Source organism: Nostoc sp. C110 (assembly GCF_043099725.1).
GTDB lineage: Bacteria > Cyanobacteriota > Cyanobacteriia > Cyanobacteriales > Nostocaceae > Nostoc > Nostoc muscorum_A.
On record NZ_CP171148.1, the window covers coordinates 5,887,947 to 5,910,050 of the forward strand.

24 protein-coding genes are annotated in these 22,104 nt (G+C 40.3%); 3 read left to right on the forward strand and 21 right to left on the reverse strand.

Annotation, left to right across the window (positions count from 1 at the left end; translation table 11 throughout):
• The first annotated feature begins 40 nt into the window (after nucleotides 1-40).
• Together ACFFRD_RS30145 and ACFFRD_RS30150 are read left to right on the forward strand one after the other, a co-directional pair.
• The gene (locus ACFFRD_RS30145) at nucleotides 41-1,384 is read left to right on the forward strand and encodes a PQQ-dependent sugar dehydrogenase (RefSeq protein ID WP_392483200.1); all 1,344 of its coding nucleotides are present in this window, start codon (nucleotides 41-43) and stop codon (nucleotides 1,382-1,384) included.
• A gap of 116 nt (nucleotides 1,385-1,500) precedes the next feature.
• Nucleotides 1,501-1,905, forward strand: a complete 405-nt coding sequence (locus ACFFRD_RS30150) for a phosphomannose isomerase type II C-terminal cupin domain (protein ID WP_392479417.1) — start codon at nucleotides 1,501-1,503, stop codon at nucleotides 1,903-1,905.
• 89 nt (nucleotides 1,906-1,994) lie between these two features.
• Here the strand turns inward: ACFFRD_RS30150 and ACFFRD_RS30155 are convergent, their stop codons facing one another.
• The 12 genes from ACFFRD_RS30155 to dndC form a co-directional block, all read right to left on the reverse strand.
• Complete coding sequence (locus tag ACFFRD_RS30155; protein ID WP_392479419.1) at nucleotides 1,995-2,753, reverse strand: HEAT repeat domain-containing protein; 759 nt, start codon at nucleotides 2,751-2,753, stop codon at nucleotides 1,995-1,997.
• Between the two features lie 168 nt (nucleotides 2,754-2,921).
• Nucleotides 2,922-3,467, reverse strand: coding sequence for a GNAT family N-acetyltransferase (locus ACFFRD_RS30160; RefSeq protein ID WP_392479421.1), 546 nt, complete (start codon nucleotides 3,465-3,467; stop codon nucleotides 2,922-2,924).
• A 17-nt stretch (nucleotides 3,468-3,484) separates the two neighbouring features.
• Nucleotides 3,485-3,676, reverse strand: a complete 192-nt coding sequence (locus ACFFRD_RS30165; RefSeq protein ID WP_114082728.1) for a hypothetical protein — start codon at nucleotides 3,674-3,676, stop codon at nucleotides 3,485-3,487.
• A gap of 173 nt (nucleotides 3,677-3,849) precedes the next feature.
• Complete coding sequence (locus ACFFRD_RS30170) at nucleotides 3,850-4,251, reverse strand: ABC transporter permease (RefSeq protein WP_114082727.1); 402 nt, start codon at nucleotides 4,249-4,251, stop codon at nucleotides 3,850-3,852.
• Nucleotides 4,236-5,528 (reverse strand): AmpG family muropeptide MFS transporter, encoded by a 1,293-nt coding sequence (locus ACFFRD_RS30175; RefSeq protein ID WP_181852863.1) that lies wholly within the window; start codon nucleotides 5,526-5,528, stop codon nucleotides 4,236-4,238. Before ACFFRD_RS30175 ends, ACFFRD_RS30170 begins: the two co-directional genes overlap by 16 nt.
• A gap of 246 nt (nucleotides 5,529-5,774) precedes the next feature.
• Entirely contained in the window at nucleotides 5,775-7,232 is a 1,458-nt protein-coding gene (locus ACFFRD_RS30180; protein WP_392479424.1) for a DNA phosphorothioation-associated putative methyltransferase, read from the reverse strand.
• Between the two features lie 51 nt (nucleotides 7,233-7,283).
• Nucleotides 7,284-7,670, reverse strand: a complete 387-nt coding sequence (gene dndE, locus ACFFRD_RS30185) for a DNA sulfur modification protein DndE (RefSeq protein ID WP_335190519.1) — start codon at nucleotides 7,668-7,670, stop codon at nucleotides 7,284-7,286.
• A 30-nt stretch (nucleotides 7,671-7,700) separates the two neighbouring features.
• Nucleotides 7,701-7,955 carry a type II toxin-antitoxin system PemK/MazF family toxin gene (locus tag ACFFRD_RS30190; protein WP_392483201.1) on the reverse strand — a complete coding sequence of 85 codons (255 nt, stop codon included), beginning with the start codon at nucleotides 7,953-7,955 and terminating at the stop codon, nucleotides 7,701-7,703.
• Between the two features lie 89 nt (nucleotides 7,956-8,044).
• Entirely contained in the window at nucleotides 8,045-8,296 is a 252-nt protein-coding gene (locus ACFFRD_RS30195) for a hypothetical protein (RefSeq protein WP_392479426.1), read from the reverse strand.
• Nucleotides 8,297-8,361: 65 nt separating this feature from the next.
• Nucleotides 8,362-10,350 carry a DNA sulfur modification protein DndD gene (gene dndD, locus ACFFRD_RS30200; RefSeq protein WP_392479428.1) on the reverse strand — a complete coding sequence of 663 codons (1,989 nt, stop codon included), beginning with the start codon at nucleotides 10,348-10,350 and terminating at the stop codon, nucleotides 8,362-8,364.
• Between the two features lie 193 nt (nucleotides 10,351-10,543).
• A complete protein-coding gene (locus ACFFRD_RS30205) occupies nucleotides 10,544-11,164 on the reverse strand; it encodes a Uma2 family endonuclease (protein ID WP_392479430.1) in 621 nt (206 codons plus the stop codon).
• A 75-nt stretch (nucleotides 11,165-11,239) separates the two neighbouring features.
• Nucleotides 11,240-12,925, reverse strand: coding sequence for a DNA phosphorothioation system sulfurtransferase DndC (gene dndC, locus ACFFRD_RS30210; protein WP_292814201.1), 1,686 nt, complete (start codon nucleotides 12,923-12,925; stop codon nucleotides 11,240-11,242).
• 171 nt (nucleotides 12,926-13,096) lie between these two features.
• Between dndC and ACFFRD_RS30215 the strand changes: the two genes are divergently transcribed.
• Entirely contained in the window at nucleotides 13,097-14,695 is a 1,599-nt protein-coding gene (locus tag ACFFRD_RS30215; protein WP_392479432.1) for a DGQHR domain-containing protein, read from the forward strand.
• Nucleotides 14,696-14,749: 54 nt separating this feature from the next.
• Here the strand turns inward: ACFFRD_RS30215 and ACFFRD_RS30220 are convergent, their stop codons facing one another.
• From ACFFRD_RS30220 to ACFFRD_RS30260, 9 genes are all read right to left on the reverse strand, one after another.
• The gene (locus ACFFRD_RS30220; protein ID WP_392479434.1) at nucleotides 14,750-15,271 is read right to left on the reverse strand and encodes a hypothetical protein; all 522 of its coding nucleotides are present in this window, start codon (nucleotides 15,269-15,271) and stop codon (nucleotides 14,750-14,752) included.
• A gap of 95 nt (nucleotides 15,272-15,366) precedes the next feature.
• The gene (locus ACFFRD_RS30225) at nucleotides 15,367-15,867 is read right to left on the reverse strand and encodes a transposase (protein WP_392476525.1); all 501 of its coding nucleotides are present in this window, start codon (nucleotides 15,865-15,867) and stop codon (nucleotides 15,367-15,369) included.
• A gap of 59 nt (nucleotides 15,868-15,926) precedes the next feature.
• Nucleotides 15,927-16,313 carry a transposase gene (locus ACFFRD_RS30230; protein WP_392476523.1) on the reverse strand — a complete coding sequence of 129 codons (387 nt, stop codon included), beginning with the start codon at nucleotides 16,311-16,313 and terminating at the stop codon, nucleotides 15,927-15,929.
• 33 nt (nucleotides 16,314-16,346) lie between these two features.
• Nucleotides 16,347-18,149, reverse strand: a complete 1,803-nt coding sequence (locus ACFFRD_RS30235; RefSeq protein WP_392479436.1) for a DUF262 domain-containing protein — start codon at nucleotides 18,147-18,149, stop codon at nucleotides 16,347-16,349.
• Nucleotides 18,150-18,233: 84 nt separating this feature from the next.
• A complete protein-coding gene (locus ACFFRD_RS30240) occupies nucleotides 18,234-18,713 on the reverse strand; it encodes a DNA phosphorothioation-associated protein 4 (protein ID WP_392479437.1) in 480 nt (159 codons plus the stop codon).
• Nucleotides 18,714-18,951: 238 nt separating this feature from the next.
• Nucleotides 18,952-19,218, reverse strand: coding sequence for a type II toxin-antitoxin system RelE/ParE family toxin (locus tag ACFFRD_RS30245; RefSeq protein ID WP_392479439.1), 267 nt, complete (start codon nucleotides 19,216-19,218; stop codon nucleotides 18,952-18,954).
• A complete protein-coding gene (locus ACFFRD_RS30250; RefSeq protein ID WP_392479441.1) occupies nucleotides 19,215-19,451 on the reverse strand; it encodes a hypothetical protein in 237 nt (78 codons plus the stop codon). Before ACFFRD_RS30250 ends, ACFFRD_RS30245 begins: the two co-directional genes overlap by 4 nt.
• Before the next feature lie 59 nt (nucleotides 19,452-19,510).
• The gene (locus ACFFRD_RS30255; RefSeq protein ID WP_392479443.1) at nucleotides 19,511-20,080 is read right to left on the reverse strand and encodes a Uma2 family endonuclease; all 570 of its coding nucleotides are present in this window, start codon (nucleotides 20,078-20,080) and stop codon (nucleotides 19,511-19,513) included.
• A 71-nt stretch (nucleotides 20,081-20,151) separates the two neighbouring features.
• Nucleotides 20,152-22,050 carry a DUF3370 family protein gene (locus ACFFRD_RS30260; protein ID WP_392479445.1) on the reverse strand — a complete coding sequence of 633 codons (1,899 nt, stop codon included), beginning with the start codon at nucleotides 22,048-22,050 and terminating at the stop codon, nucleotides 20,152-20,154.
• Nucleotides 22,051-22,104: the final 54 nt, after the last annotated feature.

The window sequence follows — 22,104 nt, forward strand, 5'->3', positions numbered from 1 at the left end:
AAGTCTAAAGTAAGAAAATTGTGTCATAGTGTCTACCGCCATGAAAGTCTCTGCACGTTTCTTGCTGCCAGTTTTGTTACTAACCTTGACAGCAGCGTGTAACCAGACTCGCGCTTCCTCAGATAATCCCACACCACAAGAATCTGTACCTTCTGCCCAACCGACACAGAATCCTACACAGCCAAAAAATATTGTCCGCACTGAAGCACTTTCGCCTACACCTATCCGTATCAATCTGAAAAATTTACCAGCACCGTTTGCAACAGAAAGTGCTTCCAAGAGGCCTGAAGTTGTGCCTATTCCGCAAAATCCGGTGCTGCGCGTACCAAGAGGCTTTACAATTAACGTCTTTGCTGAAGGTTTAGATGCCCCACGCTGGCTAGCTTTAACTCCCAGTGGTCATGTTCTGGTGACTGAAACCGGGCAAAACAGAATTCGTTTGTTACGTGACAGCAACGGTGACGGCGTAGCCGATGTTCGAGAAACCTTTGCTAGTGGGGACAACGGACTCAATAGACCCTTTGGTATGGCTTTTGCAGATAATTCCTTTTTTCTGGGGAATACAGATGCTGTGGTGCGTTTTCCCTATACTCAAGGTCAAAACAAGATTACAGGTAAAGGAGAAAAAATCGCCGACTTGCCCGCTCAAGGTTATAACAACCATTGGACGCGCAATGTCGTTGTCTCACCCGATCGCAATAAATTATATGTCTCAGTTGGATCGGGAACTAATGTAGATGAGGAACCCCTACCACGGGCTTCGATACAGATAATGAATTTAGATGGTTCCCAGCAACAAACTTTCGCTTCCGGCTTGCGTAACCCTGTTGGTCTAGATTTTCATCCTGTAACTAAGGAACTTTACGCCAGTATTAACGAACGCGATGGAATCGGTGATGATTTGGTTCCAGACTATTTGACACGGGTTAAACAGGGGGCATTTTATGGCTGGCCTTATGCTTATCTGACACCAAACAACCTCGATCCGCGTCAAAAAACGGATGGCAAAAGTAAACGCCCCGAATTAGCAGCCCGTACTCAAACGCCAGATGTCCTATTCCAAGCGCATTCAGCAGCATTGGGTTTGCAGTTTTATGATGGGAAAACATTTCCAGAAAAATACCAAAACGGTGCTTTTGTTGCTTTTCGTGGTTCTTGGAACCGCGATCGCGGCACTGGTTATAAAATTGTATTTGTTCCCTTCGATGCTAAGGGGCGATCGCTTGGCTACTACGAAGATTTTCTCACAGGTTTTTTACTAAATCCTTCTGTACCAACCACTTGGGGACGACCTGTAGGTTTACTGGTGCTGCCAGATGGCAGTTTACTGCTAACAGAAGAAGCTAATAATCGGATTTATCGGATTCAGTATACGGGGGGATGAATAATTCCCTAGAGTAAAGTTACAGCAGTTGTTACTGTATATCCCTATCCAGGTTTATCCCGTTTACTGATAAATTACAGAAAAATACTAATACTTATCTGGTTGAGAAATTCATTATGACTCCCAACGAAAATAATACTCAGTCAAATACCAACGAATTGCCTCCACATTCAGGCACACGATACTGGGGTGAGGTGGAGGTGATCGAAGAGGGAGATACCTATAGAATTAGCCGTGTTGAAATCAAGCCCAGACACGGCATTAAACCACAAATTCATTACCACCGTAATGAGCATTGGGTTGTAGTTTCCGGTGTAGCTAAGGTTACTTGTGGCGATGCGGAAATATTACTGAATCGAAACGAATCAACTTATGTTCCCGCAGCAACCCTACATAAGGTAGAAAATCCTGGACACATACCGCTAGTCATTCTGGAAATTCAAAATGGTGAATATTTGGGCGAAGATGATACTGAGCGCCCTTATGACTTAAATTTGGTCAAACCTGTAGCTGAAGGATAGTAAGGAATGGGGGAGCAGGGGACAAGGGGACAAGGGGACAAAAGAAAACTCCTAACTCCTAACTCAGCACTCAGAATTGTTTTGCCCAATCAAAACCATCCTTCTTGTTCCAAGGTTTCAATCAGCTGTAAGCCACGTGGATCACCCACTCCTAACAGTGAAGCTTTCGCATCTTCCCGGACTCCCAAATCTTGATCCTCGGCAAAGGCTTGAATTAGAGCATCGATCGCTGTGGCATAAACTACATTAGAAGGTAGTTCGCGGCACAATTGACCAATTGCCCAAGCACAGTTACTCCGCACTGCTGCCACGGGATCTTTGACTAAGGCTTCAATTAATGGTGGTATTGCCCCGATAACTGCTTCATAACCCACTTCTGCCATCTGTGCTAAGGCGCTAGCAGCCCACAAACGCACTGCGGAAATGTCAGTTCTTAGGGCATCTGCTAGGGGCGGTAAAGAACGGCGATCGCGACAGTTTCCTAAAGCCCAAACAACGCCTTTACGCACGTAGCCATTCCAATCACTGTTTAGTTGAGCAATTAATGGAGCCACTGCTTCTGAACTGGGATTGCGTCCGAGCGCATAAGATGCGCTCACCCGGACTAAGGGACAAATATCAGTTAACAGGCGAATCAGATGGGGGGAAGCACGCGCATCTTCTATATCACAAAAAGCACGCGCCGCTAGCATTCTTTGCTGGGGCTGGGGATTTTCCAGGAGGGCTAGCATTACTTCAGGATCGGGCTTCACCACAACTGAATCGTCAGTTAATGGCTCTATTTTATCTAGGGGGCTTTCTAGTTCCTCCTCAATATCGAGTAGGCTTAGATCGTCTTCGTCATACATAATTTCATTTCAATCCCGAAAAGGGATTAACACATAATCCCCCGTGCCAATAAGTTAAAACTTTATAAGTTGCGTAATTATACACTTTCTTTTCCCCTCGTCGAATTTTATCCAAACGAGAACCGCTACATACTCAAACACTAAAGTATATTACGGCTATCCTCTATTTTATTTTTCTGCACTCAGGAATTTTACCATCCACAGGGATTGGGTTTGATAACCTAACTGATTGTAAAGATTTAATGCGGGTTTGTTTGATTGAAACACTTGTAATCCAATCTGGCGATCGCCTCTTTGAATAGCCCAATTTTCCACATATTGCATCAAGGCTGTACCAACACCTCGCCGCCGATGTTCTGGTACAACGTAGAGGATAAAGATGTGAGCATGACGATTACCCTGCACTTGATCTATGGCATTGCCCACCCAAAGGCAAGCAATGGGGAATTGGGAATTGGGAATTGGGAATTGACTATAATTATTCTCCTTGTCCCCTTGTCCCCTTGTCCCCTTGTCCCCCTGCTCCCCATCCTCTTCTACCCACCACAAGGGCGTATCGCTAGAAAAGTATTGCTTAACTGTTTGCTCTAGGTGAGAAAAATCCTCATTGGGAAAGAGATCCTGGTAAGTTCGGTGCATGAACTTAAGCAGTAGCGATCGCTCCAATAAGGAACCACGGCGAATAATATACCCCGGTAGTAGTTGCTCAGACACTTCTGGCGTTTATTGAGTTAACTAGCTGAGTTTTGGATTGCTGGTGGCAAATTAGCGGGAGTGGGTTGAGAACTTACCCCAACCTCTTCAATTGGTGCCGGTGCTGCCATATCAGAGGGTAAAAATATGCGGGCGCTAACTGCGACTAGGGCAAAGACAAATACCAAAACTACAAGCAGTGGAGCGATGTATTGACGAAAAATAGCCATATTTTAATTGCAAAGAGGGCTAGGAACTCTTACGAGAACTTAGCTGAAGATTTATGAAGTATTCTTTATTTTAGCAATTTTCTGTATATGGAAATGGGGAATGGGGAATTAGGAATTGAGTATAATTATTCTCCTTGTCCCCTTGTCCCCCTGCTCCTGCTCCCGCAGCACTATTAGCTGCGTTCTAAGTCATCAAGCACTCTTTCGCAATACCAATTTTCCGGCATCCCAGGATAAGTTTCCTTTGCCTGTTCAATTAACCGTTCGGCTGCGGCAGTGTCACCAGATAATTTAGCGATCAGTCTGTTTTTTAGATAGCTATCAGATACACCATCGTCTACCTGGTTTGGTATTCCTTGATTTATAGTTGATGGTCGGGACTGATCTCTTCGTAACTGCCAAAATAAAACGTAATAAAGTGTCCCAAAAATTAAAATTAGGCTGAGTGTTCCGAAAAAAGTTAAGAGGTTAAATGCTAGAAATCCTAGAACTAACTGCGAGAGAACATAGCCAAGTAATAAACCAGTAAGTAAGAGGATGAATGTACCGACAGCAATAACTACTTGATTCCCCATATATCCTCTTCTTCGTCCTCAAGTCCTGGTCTTGATACTGCCACTGGCTGAGGGTTCCAGGGGGCAAATACTGGTAATAGCAGTAGTCCTGGTACGGCGGCGGCAATGGTAATTAAGAAAAATACAGGCCAACCCGTACTTTGAGCGATCGCGCCTCCAGGGGCCGACAGAATATCGCGGCTGACAGCCATTAAGCTAGATAACAAAGCATATTGGGTTGCGGAAAACCTCTGGTTACAAAGACTCATCAAAAAGGCAACAAAGGCTGCTGTCCCCAATCCACCACAAAATTGTTCTACGTTGATGGCAAGTACCATAGCTTGGTAGTTTTTACCGATGTATGCTAGAAAAAAGTAAGCTAAATTACTTACTGCTTGTAGAATACCAAAAACCCAAAGCGATCGATTGATGCCAATAGCACTCAAAATTGAACCACCTGCTAAAGCACCGACAATCGTCGCAATTAACCCCATCCCCACTTGAATTGCCCCAATGTCGGTTTTGGTAAAACCTGTTTGCAGCAAAAAAGGCGTGGTCATATTGCTTAACAAAGCATCACCTAGCTTGTATAAGGTAATGAATGCAAGCATGAGAATAGCTTTGATAATCCCTTGACGCTGAAAAAATTCCCCAAAGGGCAAGATGACAGCATCAACAAGAGAAGCTGGAGGGCTAATTTCCTTGGGTTCAGGTGCGAACAGGGTGGCAAAAATACCAATTACCATCGTCCCTGCCATAAACAAGTAAACCGATGACCAAGGCAGTTTGTCAGCAAGTATCAAGGCTAAAGCACCTGCGACTAACAGGGCAATTCGATAACCTAAGATAAAAACTGCTGCACCAGCACCCATTTCTAGCTTTTCTAAAACGTCGGTACGGTAGGCATCAACAGCAATATCTTGAGTTGCACTGATAAAGGCGATAACTATGGCGTTGATTGCTAAGAGTTGTAATGCTTGTTTGGGTTGTTGAAAAGCCATGAATGCGATCGCTACAATCAAAGCAATCTGCGTCAAAATTAACCAACCCCGTCGTCGTCCCAAAATTGGTAAGGTGAACCTGTCTACCAACGGCGACCACAAAAATTTTAAGGAATAAGGCAAACTCGCAAGGCTAAACCAACCAATAGCGGCTAAATCTACCTTCTCTACGGTCATCCAAGCCTTTAAGGTATTACCGATTAACAATAACGGTAAACCCGATGAAAAACCTAAAAATAATAAAGCCGCCATCTTGCGACTACCGAAAACTCCCAGTAGCGATTTAATTTTCCTCATAGGTTCAATTTTTTGCCTCTTTTGAGGAAATATCAATAAAATCCAACGAGGAAATGTAAACGTATATCATGTAATTAGTACCTATAAAGGTTTGAATTATCGAAGCGGCAGCAGTTCCTTATTAATCCCGATCGGGTATTGAAACCTGCCATAGCTGCTGTATGATTTCCTGCAAACATGACAAACTACCAAGATTTACTTGGGTTAAATACAAATTCAGGATAACCTTATAGTGTCAGCGTTTTATTAACTTTCTTGAATTGGATAAACCTGATGCCCCCTGATTTCTACTCTGTGTGTGGCAAGGCATTTCTCCCAACCTTCACGCGTACCAATGTCGCTTTTTTGGTTAAGCAGCCCTAATTCCTGTTCTTGTTGGGTGAGTTTAGCAAATTCTTCGTAGCGTGGATAGTTACTAGTAACAAATGTTTCCTTACGGTGCAAAATCGGCGGATTTTCCCTAGTTGCATAGTCTCGATGAGTGACGACTAGGGTTTTTAAATCAATACCGATGCTGGCTTTTAATGCTGGATGGGGATCAGTGTCGAATCCGGGGTAAGACAGATAGGATATTTGTGGCTTATCAGTGTGATATTTGATTAATGTAGCTTCATCGATACGGCCAATGGTACGGCTAGCGCAACCTTCACAAATTCGTAGTACGGGGTCAAGTGCTGCTAGTGCGGAAACATGGACGTAAATAGCACCGCGTGTATGTTTTCCAATTTTGCTTTTTTCGCAAGCAGTTTGAATCACTCCAGGTTTACCCAAGCTGAAAAGCTTTTGGTCGGCTACTTGACAAGCTTCCTCGTAGCTACTAAAAAAGGCTTTGATATCGTGGCGCATTTCTGGGGCTAGTTTCTGCCATGCAGGGCGTTTATCAAAGTGGGTGAGGGCGAGATAAACTTGGATATCTAGAGAACGACGATAAGCGATCGCATCCCATTCAGCCTCATCAGTAGCTTGCAAAACTACACCAAAGGCGCGGCGAAAGTTACCAAATTCGCTCAGTAATTCCTGTTCATTTTCCAATTCGCCTTTCACAGGTAATCTACCGCGTTTGGTAAAGAAAGCCATGAGTGGTTGCAGCTGTTCTTGATAATCTTCAAACCGCTTAACGGGGATGCGGACTCTGGGTGTTGAGGTGGTAGAAAAGAAGCGGATAGCCTTGTAACTTTCTTTTTCCGCCTCATCTCGAAAAACAAAGTATACGCCTAGTGCGATCGGTACTGCATCTACATTTAGGACTTCATCAATATAAGTTTTGAGTTCTTCTTGTTCATAATATTTCTGAAAAGTATTGCGGCGCGTCACAATGCCATCATTGTAAGCAAGTTGGGTTTTGCTGGGAGCGTTAATCAGGATTTGAGCCGCGACAATTAAAACTTTCCCGGTGAGTTCCCAAGCTTGGATTAGGCTTTGACGGCGTTCTTCTGCGTCTTCAATAACGTTGAGAACATAGCCCAAGTTAACCACATCGGCGGGGGTACGTGGGACATCGGGATAGTAGTAAGGGTCCCAGCCTGTGCTGGTATAGCCTAAGTTTTTTACTCGCTGGACATCACCACCGTAGCCGCAGCCGTAGTCAAAAAAAGTGGTGTCTTGATTGAGGATTGACCCTTCTATAGCCAATCGTACAGGGCGAGATATATCAATGCGAGCGATCGCAGCTCTATGACGCTCGATTTCTAGCGCTTCAGGCATAATCTTAGTTGTCAGTTAACAGTGAACAGTTAACAGTCAACTAATATCCTTTCAATTTTTAATGGCCAGTTCAATTAAATCTTCAATTTTCTTGATATTTGGATCGCCTGCTAAGTAGCCAATACCGCGATGTAGATGTAAGCGGAATTGGGTGGCGAGGGTTTCTTTATCGGTGGGATAACCGTCATTGTGACAGCGTTGCTTAAGGGCGAGAAGGAGTATATCAGACATTTCGCCACCAAAAACGCGCCAACTCATTTCGACGTTGCTATCTTGGGGAATTGGGACGGGGGAGGGTGTCGTTGATTCTGCGAGGGAACGACAAAATGCCCAACGGCATAGGATATTCCATTGGTCGATTTTGGTGCTGCGCTTAAGTTTGCTAAGTTGGTCTTTGGCTGTTTGGGAAAGTTTTATTCTTTCGATTGGTGATTCCATAATCTTCCTAAAAATTAAAGTAGTTTTCGGTCATAAACCCAAACAGTAACGAACCGCAGTTTCAACTTCAAGCATCTTGGAATCAGATATCTTGCCAGATTGATCGGCAGGAAAGCGATTTGGATCTAAAGAACGAATTTGAAAACATAAGAACACTGTTTCTATAAGCAATCCACTATCAGTTGCAGAGACTCGTATATTAGTTGGATAATCACGCTTAATATTTGTTCCTTTCGTACCGACAATTACAGTCACAACCAAAGGTGATTGATTTATAGCATCTATAGATAAAACTAAAACTGGTCTTGTTCCTGCCTGTTATCGACCCAGCAGTGGATTAAGATTGACAAAATAAATTTGTCCTCTCTCGATACTCACAGTTTTTCCAAACCATCCATTTCTGTAACACCAAATTCATGATTGATAGAGGTAATTTCTGTTTTTATATCTAAATCAATAGCCATTGCAACTAGTTGTTCATTCATATATTTAACATCAGTAAATTTATTTACTATTTGTTTTCTTTCTTGCACTTGTTTTGCAATCCGTTCTAATAACCATTCTAATTCTTCTAATGACAGAACACGTAGGTCATTCTCTATTTTTAATAGATGGGGCGAGTTCATAATTGCTTATCTACTTTCCAAAGATCGTGATATATATTGTAAATATCTTTTTTAGATGATATCTACTACCAAAAATATTGATTTTCTACCACTGTTGTTTGGCGGGTGGAGGAGTCGTATTTGAGGAGATATTCGCGGGCGATCGCTTCATTTTCTCGCAGTGTTTCCACTTCTTTCTTTCCAATCTCAGTATCCGTAGATAACAAAATTACTTGATGGCTGGCAGATGGAAAGTAACGTTCAACTAAGTTGCTGCGGTGAGAGGAGTCTAGTCTACCTAGCGGCGTATCTATTGCTACTGGTAGGTGGTGTCCAGAGACTTTCGCTAAACCCCAGAGGAATGCGATCGCAAGTAGTTGTTTTTCGCCTGCTGACAAACGATGTTTAGGCACAGGTTTACCATTTAAATCGTAAAGCAAAAGGCTAAAAGTCTTAGTATCAATGGTGATGCGATGCACTAAGTCTGATTTATGGAGGAGATAAAGGAAGCAATTTTTAACTTCTTCCTCTAATTTATTGAGCTTTCTCAAGGTTAATTTTTCACGAAAAATCTTGAGTGTATTTTGAACTTTAGCCGCAGAGGTAATAATATGTTCGCTATTTTTATGCTTAATATTTTCTAGTGTATAATCACTTAATTCTCTCTTTGACTTAGCAATAATAGTTTCTAATTCAGCTAAACTACGGCGGATTGTTTCGTAATTTGCTTTAGCTTCAACGACTTGATTTTGTGCCGCTTCTAGTGCTTGACGCAGCTTTGTATAATCTTCTGGTGCTGCTGCTGTTTGCACTTGCCTTTCGAGAGTATGAATTTCTTCTTCTTTATTTTTGAGAATAGTTAATTTTTCTTTTGCAGAAACTTTAGAATTTTGTAAGTGATATATAAGATTATCTAGCTGACTTAAAGTTTCATCATCAGCTAATAACCAAGGTGCTTCTGTCTGGATAGTCTTTGCATATAAACTATCTACATCTTGGATTAAAAATGATTGGATTTTTTCAACTTGTATCGGAGAAATTTCTACTTGATTTAGCCAAGTTAGTAAACGCTGATCTCGCTCAATTAACAAATCTTTAGAAACTTGTATCTGTTTATGGCGAAATTCTTTTTCCCCCTGTGCTTGCGCCTGATTAAGCAAATTGGGAATTAACGCTAGAGGTAAAACATCAGCCGCCAATTCACACATTGACTGACGTACTTGTTCAATTTCCGCAGTTTTTGTATCCTGCTGTAGTTCTAGTTGATTGCGTTCGGCTGCAATCTTCCCACCTTCAGAAATGAATTTATCAAAGGCTTCTTGCTGCTTTTGTTCTAATTCTTCTACCTGATTTTTGAGAATTTCTACTTTCTCTTGTGTGGTTTGATAATCTTCTTGCTGTTGGGTTAACCTAGTTTCAATTTCTTCTAAGTTTGCTAAATCTTTACTATTACCAACTTCTTTAAGTTTGCGGTTAACTAAAATATCTAAATCAACTGCTAAACGGTCTGCTAACTCTAAACCTAAAAGTCCACGAATAGCATCTACTACAACTGGTGGTGGTGTTTCCTGTTCTGCAAGTTCTTTAACTTGTTCACCATCAAAGAGAAATAAGTTAGAAATACCTAACGGCAGAAGATTTTCAATATATTCATCCCAAATATTAACTAAAGCATCAGGCCATGTATCACTGTCACCTAAAATACCTAATGTATCTTTACCGTCTTTAGGATTTTTTGTCCAGCTACGAACAACACGGTATTTTATTGGTTTATCGTTTTCAATATGTTCAAAAAGCAACTCAATCCGCGTGTCTGCAACTGGATCTATTTTGTTGTTAACACATTGATTGAGAAAATCACTATAACTTAAATTACCACGGGTAGAACATTGGGCACGAGCGCCATAAAGAGCAAGACGAATGGCATCCATCAGCGTAGTTTTTCCGCCGCCATTCATCCCACCTAATAAGATAATTGGGTGTGAGGTTTCCTCATCAATTTTTGGGTTAAGGTTGATTACCTGTTTTCCACTGTAGGGGCCAAAGTTTTGTAGAACGAGTTCAAGAAATATCATTGATTTTTAAGATTAACATGAGTTCGACAGCGATCGCAGAAGCACAAAGTTTGTGATGAAAGGAATCAGATAAAATTAATTAGATGGTTTTGTCTGACGCATTGATAAAAAATATTGTCTATGAAATATAGATAATACCATCACTAACTGTTAAGAAATGCGATTGTATCTGTCTCGGTGTTGGTAAGCGTGGCTAGATTTGCACACCTCCAGCTTGAAAAATCTGTTCGGCGGTTAAATTCAATTCTGGGAAAGTAGGCGAGACAATATGGGTATCGCCTTTAAATTGAGTAACTTGGTACTCACCATCAATTAATTGATAAATGGATATAGTAGGGAGTTTAGGATTGCCAATAAACTTCCTAGCACCTATAGCCGCATAATCTATAATCCAATATTCGGGAATACCTATAGCTTCATAATCAGCTAATTTTTTGTAGTAATCATCTCGCCAATTAGTACTAACAACTTCAATAACTAATGGGATAGATGTAGCTTGAGATACAGTTGATTCTTTTTTCCATAAAGGCTCATTCACTAAATTTGGTCGATTGATTATTAAGATATCTGGTGAATAAGCTGATTCACCTTCAGATGGCTTGACTAATACAGTTTTTGGAATGAAGTAAGGAAGTTTTTGTCGCCCAATTTCGATAGATATATTTAGCGCCAAAAAACCAACAACATCCTCATGATCTCCCACTGGTTGAGCCATTTCAACAATCACGCCATCATGCAATTCGTATCTCCTACCCTCCGGCCGCCAAGCTGCAAAATCTTCAAAAGTTACTAATTTGTGTATGGCTTGAATCATAGAACCTCGCTTGTTTTAAGATAATCAAACTTTGTCAAGCGTTCTTTAAGTAGTTTCGTTGACTCCCGTCTTCTATTATTTTGAGTTTTCCTTTTTAAATTTCATACTTGCCCAAGTTTGAGGTTTTTCAGTCTCCTCTGTAGGAGGAGTTGCGGATACATTATTGTTTGAATTTACAAATACTTCATTTGCTGTATCTTTTATTTCATCCACGACCTCAGCATCACCCAATGTCAGTTGCTTAAACTTTTCCCTGAATTTTACAACATCGCCTTGACTAATAGCTTCTCTTAAATCACGTTTTAAATGAGCATTATCAATTGCATCTTTTTGGGAGCGCGAACTCGTATCAAAACATTTCTCTAAAGTGTTGTATATTCCCGTGCGACGAGTCTTTTTACGATATTGGTGTTCTGTGTCTAATAGCTTTGCCATGAGTTCAAAGTGCATAATATCGCCTTCACAAATTTCTTCTAGTACTGCCCATTCATCTACACCTAACAGGCTATAATCTGCACCAGGACGTGGGTCTGTGAACTCTTCACCAGTCACTTCTTGATAAATTCGGGGTAAGCTATCATCAAATTCGTGTTTTTCTTCTAGCCAAATGCGGCGAATTTCGCTCATCTCCTCTAAAGTAATTAAGGTGATATCGCGCATATTTTCTGGCGCTGTACGACGGGTTTTTGTTTGCGCTTCTAATAATCGTCTGAGCCAATGTTCCCGCCAATATTTTGTATAGGGGCCAGGTATTGGTTCAACAGATATTTCCCCATCTTTGTTACGTTCAAAAAGTTGGACTTCACCCCAAATTCTTCTAAAGTCTCTCTTATCCCAGTCCTCTTTAATGTCTAGTTCATTACGAATATCCAATAGAGGTTGCATCCATTCTTTGTCTTCATCATTCTGGATCATCGCTTCCATCGATTTATCCTGACTCACCAATGTGCAAACCCAACAGCCAAATCGGGAATCACCACAACTAGGAGTAGAAGTATCAACAACTAGAGGACACTCATTATCTGCTGTTGCACCTCGATACAAAGTAAATAAGTCTTTGTTGTTTCCTCCCCAAGGATTCTGCCACTGCATCAAGTAAAGCCATACTTCATCATTACGCCAGTCTTCGATGGGAGTATAAACGAGGGAATTAATCAAACTCGATCTAGGACTCAGGCGATCGCGCACCCGTCCTTTTTCGTGCTTTTCCATAACGGTCGCACGTTTGTTGCTTTCAGCCTTACGCATACCTAAAACGAGAATTACTTCACCATTATCTCGAACCATATTACGGATAAAGGTATTCGCAGGCTGTATTTTCAGCCGTTCAGTACACCAGCGAAACCGCATACGCGGTGCAGGATAGCCTTTGCCAATTAAGTTTACCCAAAAAGTATCTTTGACTGCGGGATAAAGCAGATGAGTTTCAATTGGCATTCCTCTTTCTTTTGCAGCAGATGCAAGCTGGTGCATGGATGTACGAACCCAAGCAGAAACAATTGGATTTTCTACCTGAGTATCTGTCGTAATAACATGAATTGTTTTAGTTCTTTTTTCTGGAGGAAGAGCAGCGATCGCATTCCAAACGAGTTGCAATACTGCACTCGAATCTTTTCCCCAAGACACGCCTAAAACCCAAGGTACTTGGTCTAAACAATACAATTCTTGAATTTCGGTGGTGAGAGCTTGGATATAGTCCACTAACTCTGCTACAGTACGTGCTTGCTGACTTTTATTTTCTGGTTGTTGTGCTGTAGTCATTTCTCCCTACCTCTAGAAACGCTGGTCTAATATCTGGACAAATAGAATTTGCAGTAACACAGACAAAACCCACATCCGTGGGTTGAAAAAAGTTTTTAAAAACTTTAGAACTGATATATACTTTTTTAGAAAATTAAACTACATAATACTATTCTGTTTTTAAAATTTAACATGAAAGATAGTGCATCTGACCCAACTGCTGACATAGCTAGAGAATACCTGGAACGGGAAAACAAGGAAAAACAGGTACTAGCTTTACTCCTAGAGAAGTTTTTAGGGAGAAAAGATCAGATTCTTGTTCAAAAAACCGAGATGGGTGGTACTGAGGCTTATGTTAGCTCTGTTACACTGGAATGGTTTGCAGGTCGGGTTCACTTCGCCTCTGGCTTACCTCTGTTTCAAAAAAAGTATAATCCTGAAACTGATAATGTCGAGATTGACGCGGATAGTATTGATGAAATTCAACAGCGTCCCCTTGATTGGTCACGTCAAGCGCCACTAGTGCAGTATTTGGCGGCTCGACACAACCATAAGTTTCCGCCAGTGCTGGTAGTAATTAATCAACCGTGGGTGGATAATCCCAAAGCTGCTGAGTGGGATAGTGAAGGACGCGCCACCAAGTCTACTACAGATTTTATCCCCTTAGATAAAGGCGCTAAAGTAGGTCTGCTAAATATTTCTGAGGATGATGTGACTATTTATGCACTGGATGGTCAACACCGATTAATGGGTGTACAGGGGTTGATGGAGTTAATTAAAACTCGCAAACTCCAGCGATATAAAAAAGATAAAGGTGCTGATGACAGTTTTATTACAGTCAATGATTTGATAGAAAAGTACCAAGTAGACCTTGCTTACTTGCAAAATTTACCCAAGGAAAAAATTGGTATTGAGTTCATCTGTGCGGTAGCGGCTGGGGAAACTCGCACCGAAGCGAGGCGGAGAGTGAGATCGATTTTTGTTCATGTTAACCTGATGGCTGCACCGTTGACTAAAGGTCAGCTAACACAGTTGAATGAAGATGATGGTTTTGCGATCGTTGCTAGAAAAATTGCAGTTACACATCCACTATTAGAACAACGACAAGAGCGCAATCCTCGTGTTAATTGGAATAGTGCAACAGTGGCTTCTAATTCTACAGTTTTGACGACTTTGCAAGCTCTACAAGATATGTCTGAGCGATATTTAGTTCATAAGTTTCCTCACTGGAAACCCTTGGAGAAAGGTTTAATTCCCATGCGTCCAGAGGATGAAGAAATTGAGCAGGGAATTGAGGAATTTAAAAAGCTATTTGATTCTTTGGCTAGTCTTTCTAGTTATAAAATTTTAGAACACGAGGATACACCAGCTTTACGGCGCTTCAGCTTTGAGAAAGATGGAGGTGAAGGAAATATGCTTTTCCGTCCGGTTGCTCAAGTTGCATTAGCACAAGCTTTGGGAATTTTGGTTTTTAAAAAAGGTTTTTCCCTCGTAGATATTTTTAAGAAACTGCGGAAGTTTGACCAGCAAGGTGGTTTTAGTGGTATGGAATATCCCCAATCTCTCTGGTATGGGGTTTTGTATGACCCAAATAAAAAGCGAGTGCAGGTTGCTGGACGAGATTTGGCGGCGAAGTTATTGATTTACATTTTGGGTGGAGTTCAGGATCACATGGAATCTGCTGAACTTCGTAAGGCTTTAGCAGATGCTAGGACTGTGGAAAATAGAACAATAGGCTTTGATGGAGAGTTTGTTGAACCCAAGCAAGTAGGATTTCCACCCGTCCTGTAATTGCTGATATTGACATCTAGAAACATAACCAAAATATTCTATTTTTAAAAAAATTCAACCTTCAGGGTTTTCACTAAGTACTTCTTGTCTAAGCTTCTCAAAACGTTTTTCTAAGAGCGCCTTAAGTACTGACTTAGCACTCTTTTTCTGTTTTTCTTCAGAAGCTAATAATATGTCTCTATATTCGTGTTCAACAGCTTCAACAGACAATAAATGATGATGTAAAAAGTCAATGCTTTCATTATTACCTTCTAAAGCAGATTGAAGTTCTAATTTCATAAAAGATGGATTATCTGACCAATAACGATTTGCCTTAGCCGAAATCCAAGAGAAATTTAATGGAGAGTTGATTGGATGATCTTCATTTCTACCTATTTTTTCACCTGTAAACTTGAACCATGAGTTCACGGCGAAAAGATGATCAGCTTGAAGATCATCACGGCCAGAGTGAAGCGTCAAACCTCGCTGTAGTTCATTATCACTGCTACTCTTATCTCTAAATTTAAAGTCTGACAAACCATTCCTAATGGTAAATGCAAGAATTGCTAAACCCATTGTTCTATTAGCAGATGTCATTAGTGCATCTCTTGTTGAATAGCCATCTGCATCACATATCATTTCAAAACGGCTCCCTAATTTTCCATTAGAACCTAATACAGCATTTACGGATGTTATGAGGTACAGTAGCAGCAACTTGCAAACCAGTTTCTTAAATGTTTAGGATTTATTAAGTCGAGTGCGACTGAGATTAGTTTATCAACCATTTCTGTTGTAGTTGGAGTGAAACTACGTAAAAAAGATTTAAGTTGTGACCACCATAATTCAATAGGATTAAAATCGGGAGAGTATGAGGATAAACAAATAACTTTCGCACCTACAGCTTCAATCATTGGCACAATTGAATCTAGTTTATGTGCGGATAAATTATCCATTACTACCACTGCTCCTGACCATAAATTTGGCACTAAAAACTTCTCAACAAACAATTCAAATGCAATGCCGTCCATTGAGTTATTCATTGTCATTAATGCAACTACTTTTTTAATACTAATTGCTCCAATTACTGTAATTTTTGATCCTCTATAAAAGGGATTGAGAGAGTAGGCTCTTGTTCCCATTTGTGAACGGGCATGAGTCCTCGTTAACCCAAGTAGAATACCAGTTTCGTCCAAAAATACTAAATTTTCTGGCTCTATATGTTTGACCTTATCCCAATAATCTAATCTTAAATTTAGGACTCTCTCTGTGCCTGCTTGGGTACTCCGCTTTGTTTTTTTTTCCGATTTAATCCTAATTTCTGTAATGCACGACACATTGCACTTTGACCTACCCAATTGCCAGTCTTGTCTGCGAATAATTCACACAACTCTATCAATGTTGCATCGGGATGTGATTCAACTAATTCTCTCAACTCTTTGTCAGCATTTGTTAGATGACTAAATTGTGGCTTTCCTCGCGGCTTGGATTGTAAATTCCCTTCAACTTTTTGTTGTTTTACAAGCTTTTGAACTAAACTTTTTGAGACGGAAAATATGTTAGCTACTTTTCTGATTGAAATGTTTTTCTGAAGATGTGCTGCAACTATTTTTTCTCGAAGATCGACAGAGTATGACTTCATTGTAAAGTTATTTATATTTTAATTTATTGTACCTCATAACAGACGCAAGTGCTGTATAGGAGTTTCAGTCAGCTGGAATTCTTCGTTACTTAAATCAGAGATTTCCTCCCACTTGATTGCAGGTTTCGAGAGATATGCTAATAATCTAGGAATATCTGCTAGAACTCTTTTATCGATTGATGAGTGAGCCTTTTGGTAAGCTCCCCCAAAAAGAGAACCCCAATACCACCACTGGATTTTTTTCATAATAGTTCCAGTTGGATCTTGATGCAATTTATTCCATGTAGAATCAGTCAATATTGATGCAAGAACAAGATCCATTTGTCTATAAGGAAAATAAGACAACTTTGGAATACCAAGTCTTGCTTTCATAAAGAAATATGCACGTAAAAGTTGTTGAGCTGCTTGCTCCTGAATTGCTTGAACGGTTTTACGCGATAAATTAAGCATCAGTTTATCAGAATATCCCCAACCGTCCAGTCGCAAAATTGAACGCGCGGCCTCTTGAGGATTAGAATAACCAGAAATCGGATTGCTTCTACTTGACCAATCATCACCTAGAGCTTCTGATAATTTTGCATGTAAAACAATTATTTGAGCAAAAGGTCTGGCAATAGATTCTGGAAATTTTACGCCTTCAACCACTTGTTGAGACTCTTCATTTCTCTCGCCAAGAAAATCGCCAATATCCCAAAACTCATCTACAGTATCCTTTTTTGCAGATTCTGGAAGTAGTTTAATTGACTTTTTAAAATCTTTAAGACTTTGTACACACGCAGACTTCATAACATCTCTAAGGCTAGAATCCGTGGTAGTCGTCTTTGCAACTAATAAGTCGAATGTTTCTAATTCAACTCCCCCCATATTTATGACTGAAAAAATACCTGATAGGCGATTAAATTCTTTTGATGGTACTTCCAGAACTGGAAATTGAAATTTAATAATATTAACAAGTAATTCCTGAAGCTTGGCTCTCCAGCTTAAAAAATTTCTCTTAAGCTTTTTCCAATCTTCATCATATTTGTTTTTATCAATATCATTTCGATGATAATTCTCCTTTAGTTTTTTACCTTCTATTGTCTGACTAATAATAATGTCTTGTCTTTCATCAAATAAATCTATCAAGAATTTAGTAGGATCGAATTCAAGAGATTTATCATCATCATTTTCAATATAAAGTTTGTCTAAAGGAAGATATATACCCTCTTCTAGATTAGACTGTTCTTGTAAGTCTTTAACAGTACAAAAATTTGCTAAATCGGACTCTGATTTATCGTAAGAAAAGGAACTATTCTTATCTGTTTTTTTATATTTTATAAAAACGAATGCTTCACAAACTTCTTCATGTTGCATTTCCCGGATATTAAACCATTTCAAATCTTTTAATCCAAGCTTATCTAAATTTAAAAACCATCTCAGTCTATAGTTTCTATTAAGTTCATTGCCATCAGCAAAATGATAAGTTGTCCCAAATATAAGGTCAAGAGCAGTTAATCTTTGCTGACCATCTAAAAGATAATCACAAGGATAAGCTTCACCTTTCTGCAAGTATTGTGTTGATTTGAGTCCTTTTACCTCTTCTATATCGAGATTAGCCTTTTTTAGAAAAATTTCACGCAAGGCTTTTTCAGGGATAGATAGTGGCTTGTTAACTGACATTGTTTTACTGTCAGCTTCTGTACCAATCAAAGCTTGACCCACAGGATATTCAAGTAATATTGAGGCTAGGAGAGACTGCCAACGTTCTGGGTTCCAAACAAAAGGACGTTGAAAATTTGGTAATAGTAAGTCTCCTTTACGCAGTGAGTATAATAGCTGTCCGAGAGTTCTTGACATTATTTAAATCCTTAATCTAGTTAATACGAATATAATACTGGCGAAATCTTCCACAAATTATCATAAATACTTGTCGAACCTAATTTACGATGATAAAAATCTGCTGAGATCAAATTCTTTATCTGGCTCTTGTTGGAAACGTTCAGAACTCAGAATTAATAGAAGTCTCTCTGAATAGTCTACTGCCCCTCGTAACTCCTGTTGTAATATCTCAAGCCCACCGTTAGCATATTCTTCAAACATACGAATGCGTTGATTTTCATATTTTTCGTTTTCATAAGATAAAATATTAAGTTCTTTAGCTTCAACAATTGCTAGTAGTTTGATTACCAAATCATATCCTTTAATTAAGAAATGTTCTTGTCCAATTGGTGATGGTTCTCTTTTAGAAATTTCTCCCAAACCCACCCGCTTTTTATGTTTAACACCCAAAGCTGCTGCAAACACAATCACATCAGCATAGGTTTGAAAAGGCCCTGTTCCACCATCTGAAGACGTTAATGTTAAATCCTTTACCAATTCAGCTTTATCTTTAGCAACCCTGATTCTGCCAGTTTCCGCCATTGTTTTAATATCTAACGTGTAGCTATATTAACCGAAAGTCAAAAGCGATGCCTACGGCTGGCTACGCCTACGCACTGAGTAAACACATTATTTTATACTAGTATGTGGGCGATCGCTAAACAAACAAATTCTCCAATAACATAGTCCATCCTGGCACTATGGGTTCAGCTTCAGCTACCTCACCACGTCGATACACTTGCGGTTCATCAGGATTAGTAGCACCATATTCCCGACTCCGCTAACTTTCGTCTTTATAAATCTCGCTACGATGTCCTATTTTAATTACAGTTACTATCAAAACATCATCACCTATTTCATAAACCACTCGATAATCTCCTACTCGAACACGATATGAATTATCATCACCTTGTAATTTTTTTACCCCATTTGGACGCGGTTCTATTGCCAAGTCGTTGATTTTAGTTTGTATGCGCTGTTGTACGTCTATAGGTAGTTTCCTAAACTGCTTTTTCGCACCCCTTGAAAATTTAACTTCGTAACTCACGCAACATCCTTGTTTATTTCGTTTCTTATTTCGTTTTGAATTTCATCCCAAGACACAGTGCCATTAATGCGTATATCTTCCCTAGCTTCTTTAATGGCTTTTAAGTCTTCTTCATCATCTACATCATCGATTCTTTTTAAGAGCGCGTGAATTTCATTTAAAGTACTGTCATAAGCTTGATGTAGCAGTACATTGATATCTTTAATTAACTGTTCTCTTTCGTGTGCTGTCATTTTTAATCATCCGAATATGGTTTTACTTTTTCTGCCACCATCTGTAGTTTTCCCTAAACTCAAGTTGGAAACTGAACATCCTCATAAACCAAAGAAATAGGAAAGTGAAAATCAACACTAGTTAAATAAACCTCATCCCCTTCTTCATAAGGATGTAACTCCCAGAGTCCTCTATCATTTAACCGGAAGCAATCTAAACCAATTTTTTCAGCATCAATGAGGACATATTCTTGCAAAGTCTGAATGCGACGATACCGCGTAAATTTTTTGCCTCTATCGTAAGCTTCTGTACTTGGGGACAGAACTTCAACAATTAAACAAGGATATTGGAGAAATTGAATAGCTTGTTTATCTCGTTCATCGCAACTCACCACAACATCGGGATAATGAAAAGGCCCGTTTTCAGATACACCTACTTTTGCATCCGCCATAAAAGCTCGACAGGAACTTCCCCGAAAGTGACTTTTTAACGCCGAAGCTAAGTTTAAGGCAATACTAGTATGAGGAAGAGTACCCCCAGTCATGGCGAAAACTTCACCATCAATATATTCATATTTAATTTCTTGGCGTTCTTCCCATTCCAGATATTCCTGTGGAGACATATAATTTCTGTCTGGACTAGCAACCATAACCCCATCCCTCCCTTTTTCTCAACTGTAACTAAAAAACCTCTGCGCCTCTGCGCCTCTGCGTGAGATATTTACCCCTCCGTTCTCACCGTCAAAACCTGCGGCGGCGTAGAATCTGGAGGATACAAAAAGTCCACCTGTACTTCTCGCTTCCCACCCGCTAACATTTTCAGCGTCACCAACGGTTCACCCCTTTGTCCTCGACGCTGTACCAAATGGACATAGCGCGTTTTTTCCACACCATTATCATCGATGTAACGCACCCGCACCGTTCCCCGAAAGAATATTTGTTCTACACCTGGCTTTAAAAACAAAAGTCTATTTGTTCCCCCTTCATCCTTTACAGGAGTCTGGATTGATACAGTTATTGTCTGAGTTTGATTAGTAATATTTCTGAGGGGTAAAGTCAGATTGTATTCAACACCATAGTTACTGTGAGCAAAGTAAGCCGTATCAGGATAGCGTTTTAACATCGCTGCACTTTGAATTTGTCCAGTGCTGAGAGTAATTAAATGTACAGTTCCCAAAGGATAAGAGAACGCTTTTCCTGATTGGGGTATCGTTAATTCAGACACATTGGAATTATCCGTAAGCTGTGTTTGCCATTGCGTTCCTTGGGAGACACCAGCTACGCGACTAAATACTGTTGGTTCTCTGGGAGGGTCGAGAGGTGTAGGAATGGGGTCGCGTTTTCCTGCTAAACTGGCTGTATCCAAAAGCTTTTGCCACTCGGCTAAGGTGGGTGGAATATTACTATTTTTGACTAAATTTGCGAGATAAACTGGGCTACTACTTGTCAAGCGCATCATCGTAGTGCGACCGTTAGAAGCAGGAGCCTGTACAGGAATGGCTAAATTCGCTAGGATTTGCGTTTCTTTTGGTTCTATCACCAGCTTTTCGGGAAAAATCCCTTGGCGAACTCCCCGCAATACATCATTCATTGTGCGATCGCCTGGCCCAGAGTAAACTGTACCTTGGGGATTTTCCACCATATCAGGTAAAGCGATAAATGGCGCTTCTTTGGTGAGGTAACTAGCAGCTTGTAAAACTTGCAGTGTAACAGGTTCATTCCCTGGATTATGTACGATTATCCCTTGGTAAACAGTGCGGCTTTGGGCTGATGTTTCCGCCCTGACGATATGATGAGCAAATATATCAAATCTGCCCTCAAAAGCATAATTTAAATGTGCTGACTGTACTTGTTTGCCATCTGGAGGGAAAGTTGAGAGTAAAATTCCTTCAGTTGTAACCAGTTCGGGACTATTGCTGTTAAAGGTGGGAATAATATCGAGTTTTCCTGGTAAAGGGCGTACTTCTTGCGGATGTACTTCGATTCCCGCAATATATTGTGGCGGAACCGTGTAGATATTTAACGCCCGACATATCAAAGCTGCAACTTCTCCCCTAGTAGCGCTTTGCAGTGGTTTTAGCTGTTTGACATTGGGATAATTGACAACAATACTATTAATAGTCGCAGATGCGATCGCATTTTGGGCATAGTTAGGAATTTGTGCCGCATCGTTAAAATATTGTTGTAATATCTGCGTTGGGTTAGATATAGGGCTGTAATTTTTTCCACCAGCTATGACACCAATGATTTGGGCGCGAGGAATTGGCTGGTTGGGTTGGAAAATTCCACCGGGATAACCAGAAAAAAATCCTTTTTGGTAAGCGGTAGAGATTGCTTTATTTGCCCAATAATTACTGGGTACATCTTTAAATGACGTAGCAGTGCGTTTCACTGGTGAATCAGGAAAAGCATTTAGCATCAACACTGCTGCTTCAGCGCGTGTCACTGTTGCTTCTGGGCGAAAACTACCATCAGGATAGCCTGTAATCAGTTTACGCTCTCCTAGTTGCTGCACACAATTTTTTGCCCAATAGCTTTGGGTGTCAGAAAAGGCTAGGGCGTTAGAGGTTGATAGAGTTAAGAGTGAGACAACAACTGCTGTAGTTTTTCGGAGAAGCATTAGTAAACTTTAGTATAAACTAAAGCCATTAAAGCATTTCACGGGGACTTGAGA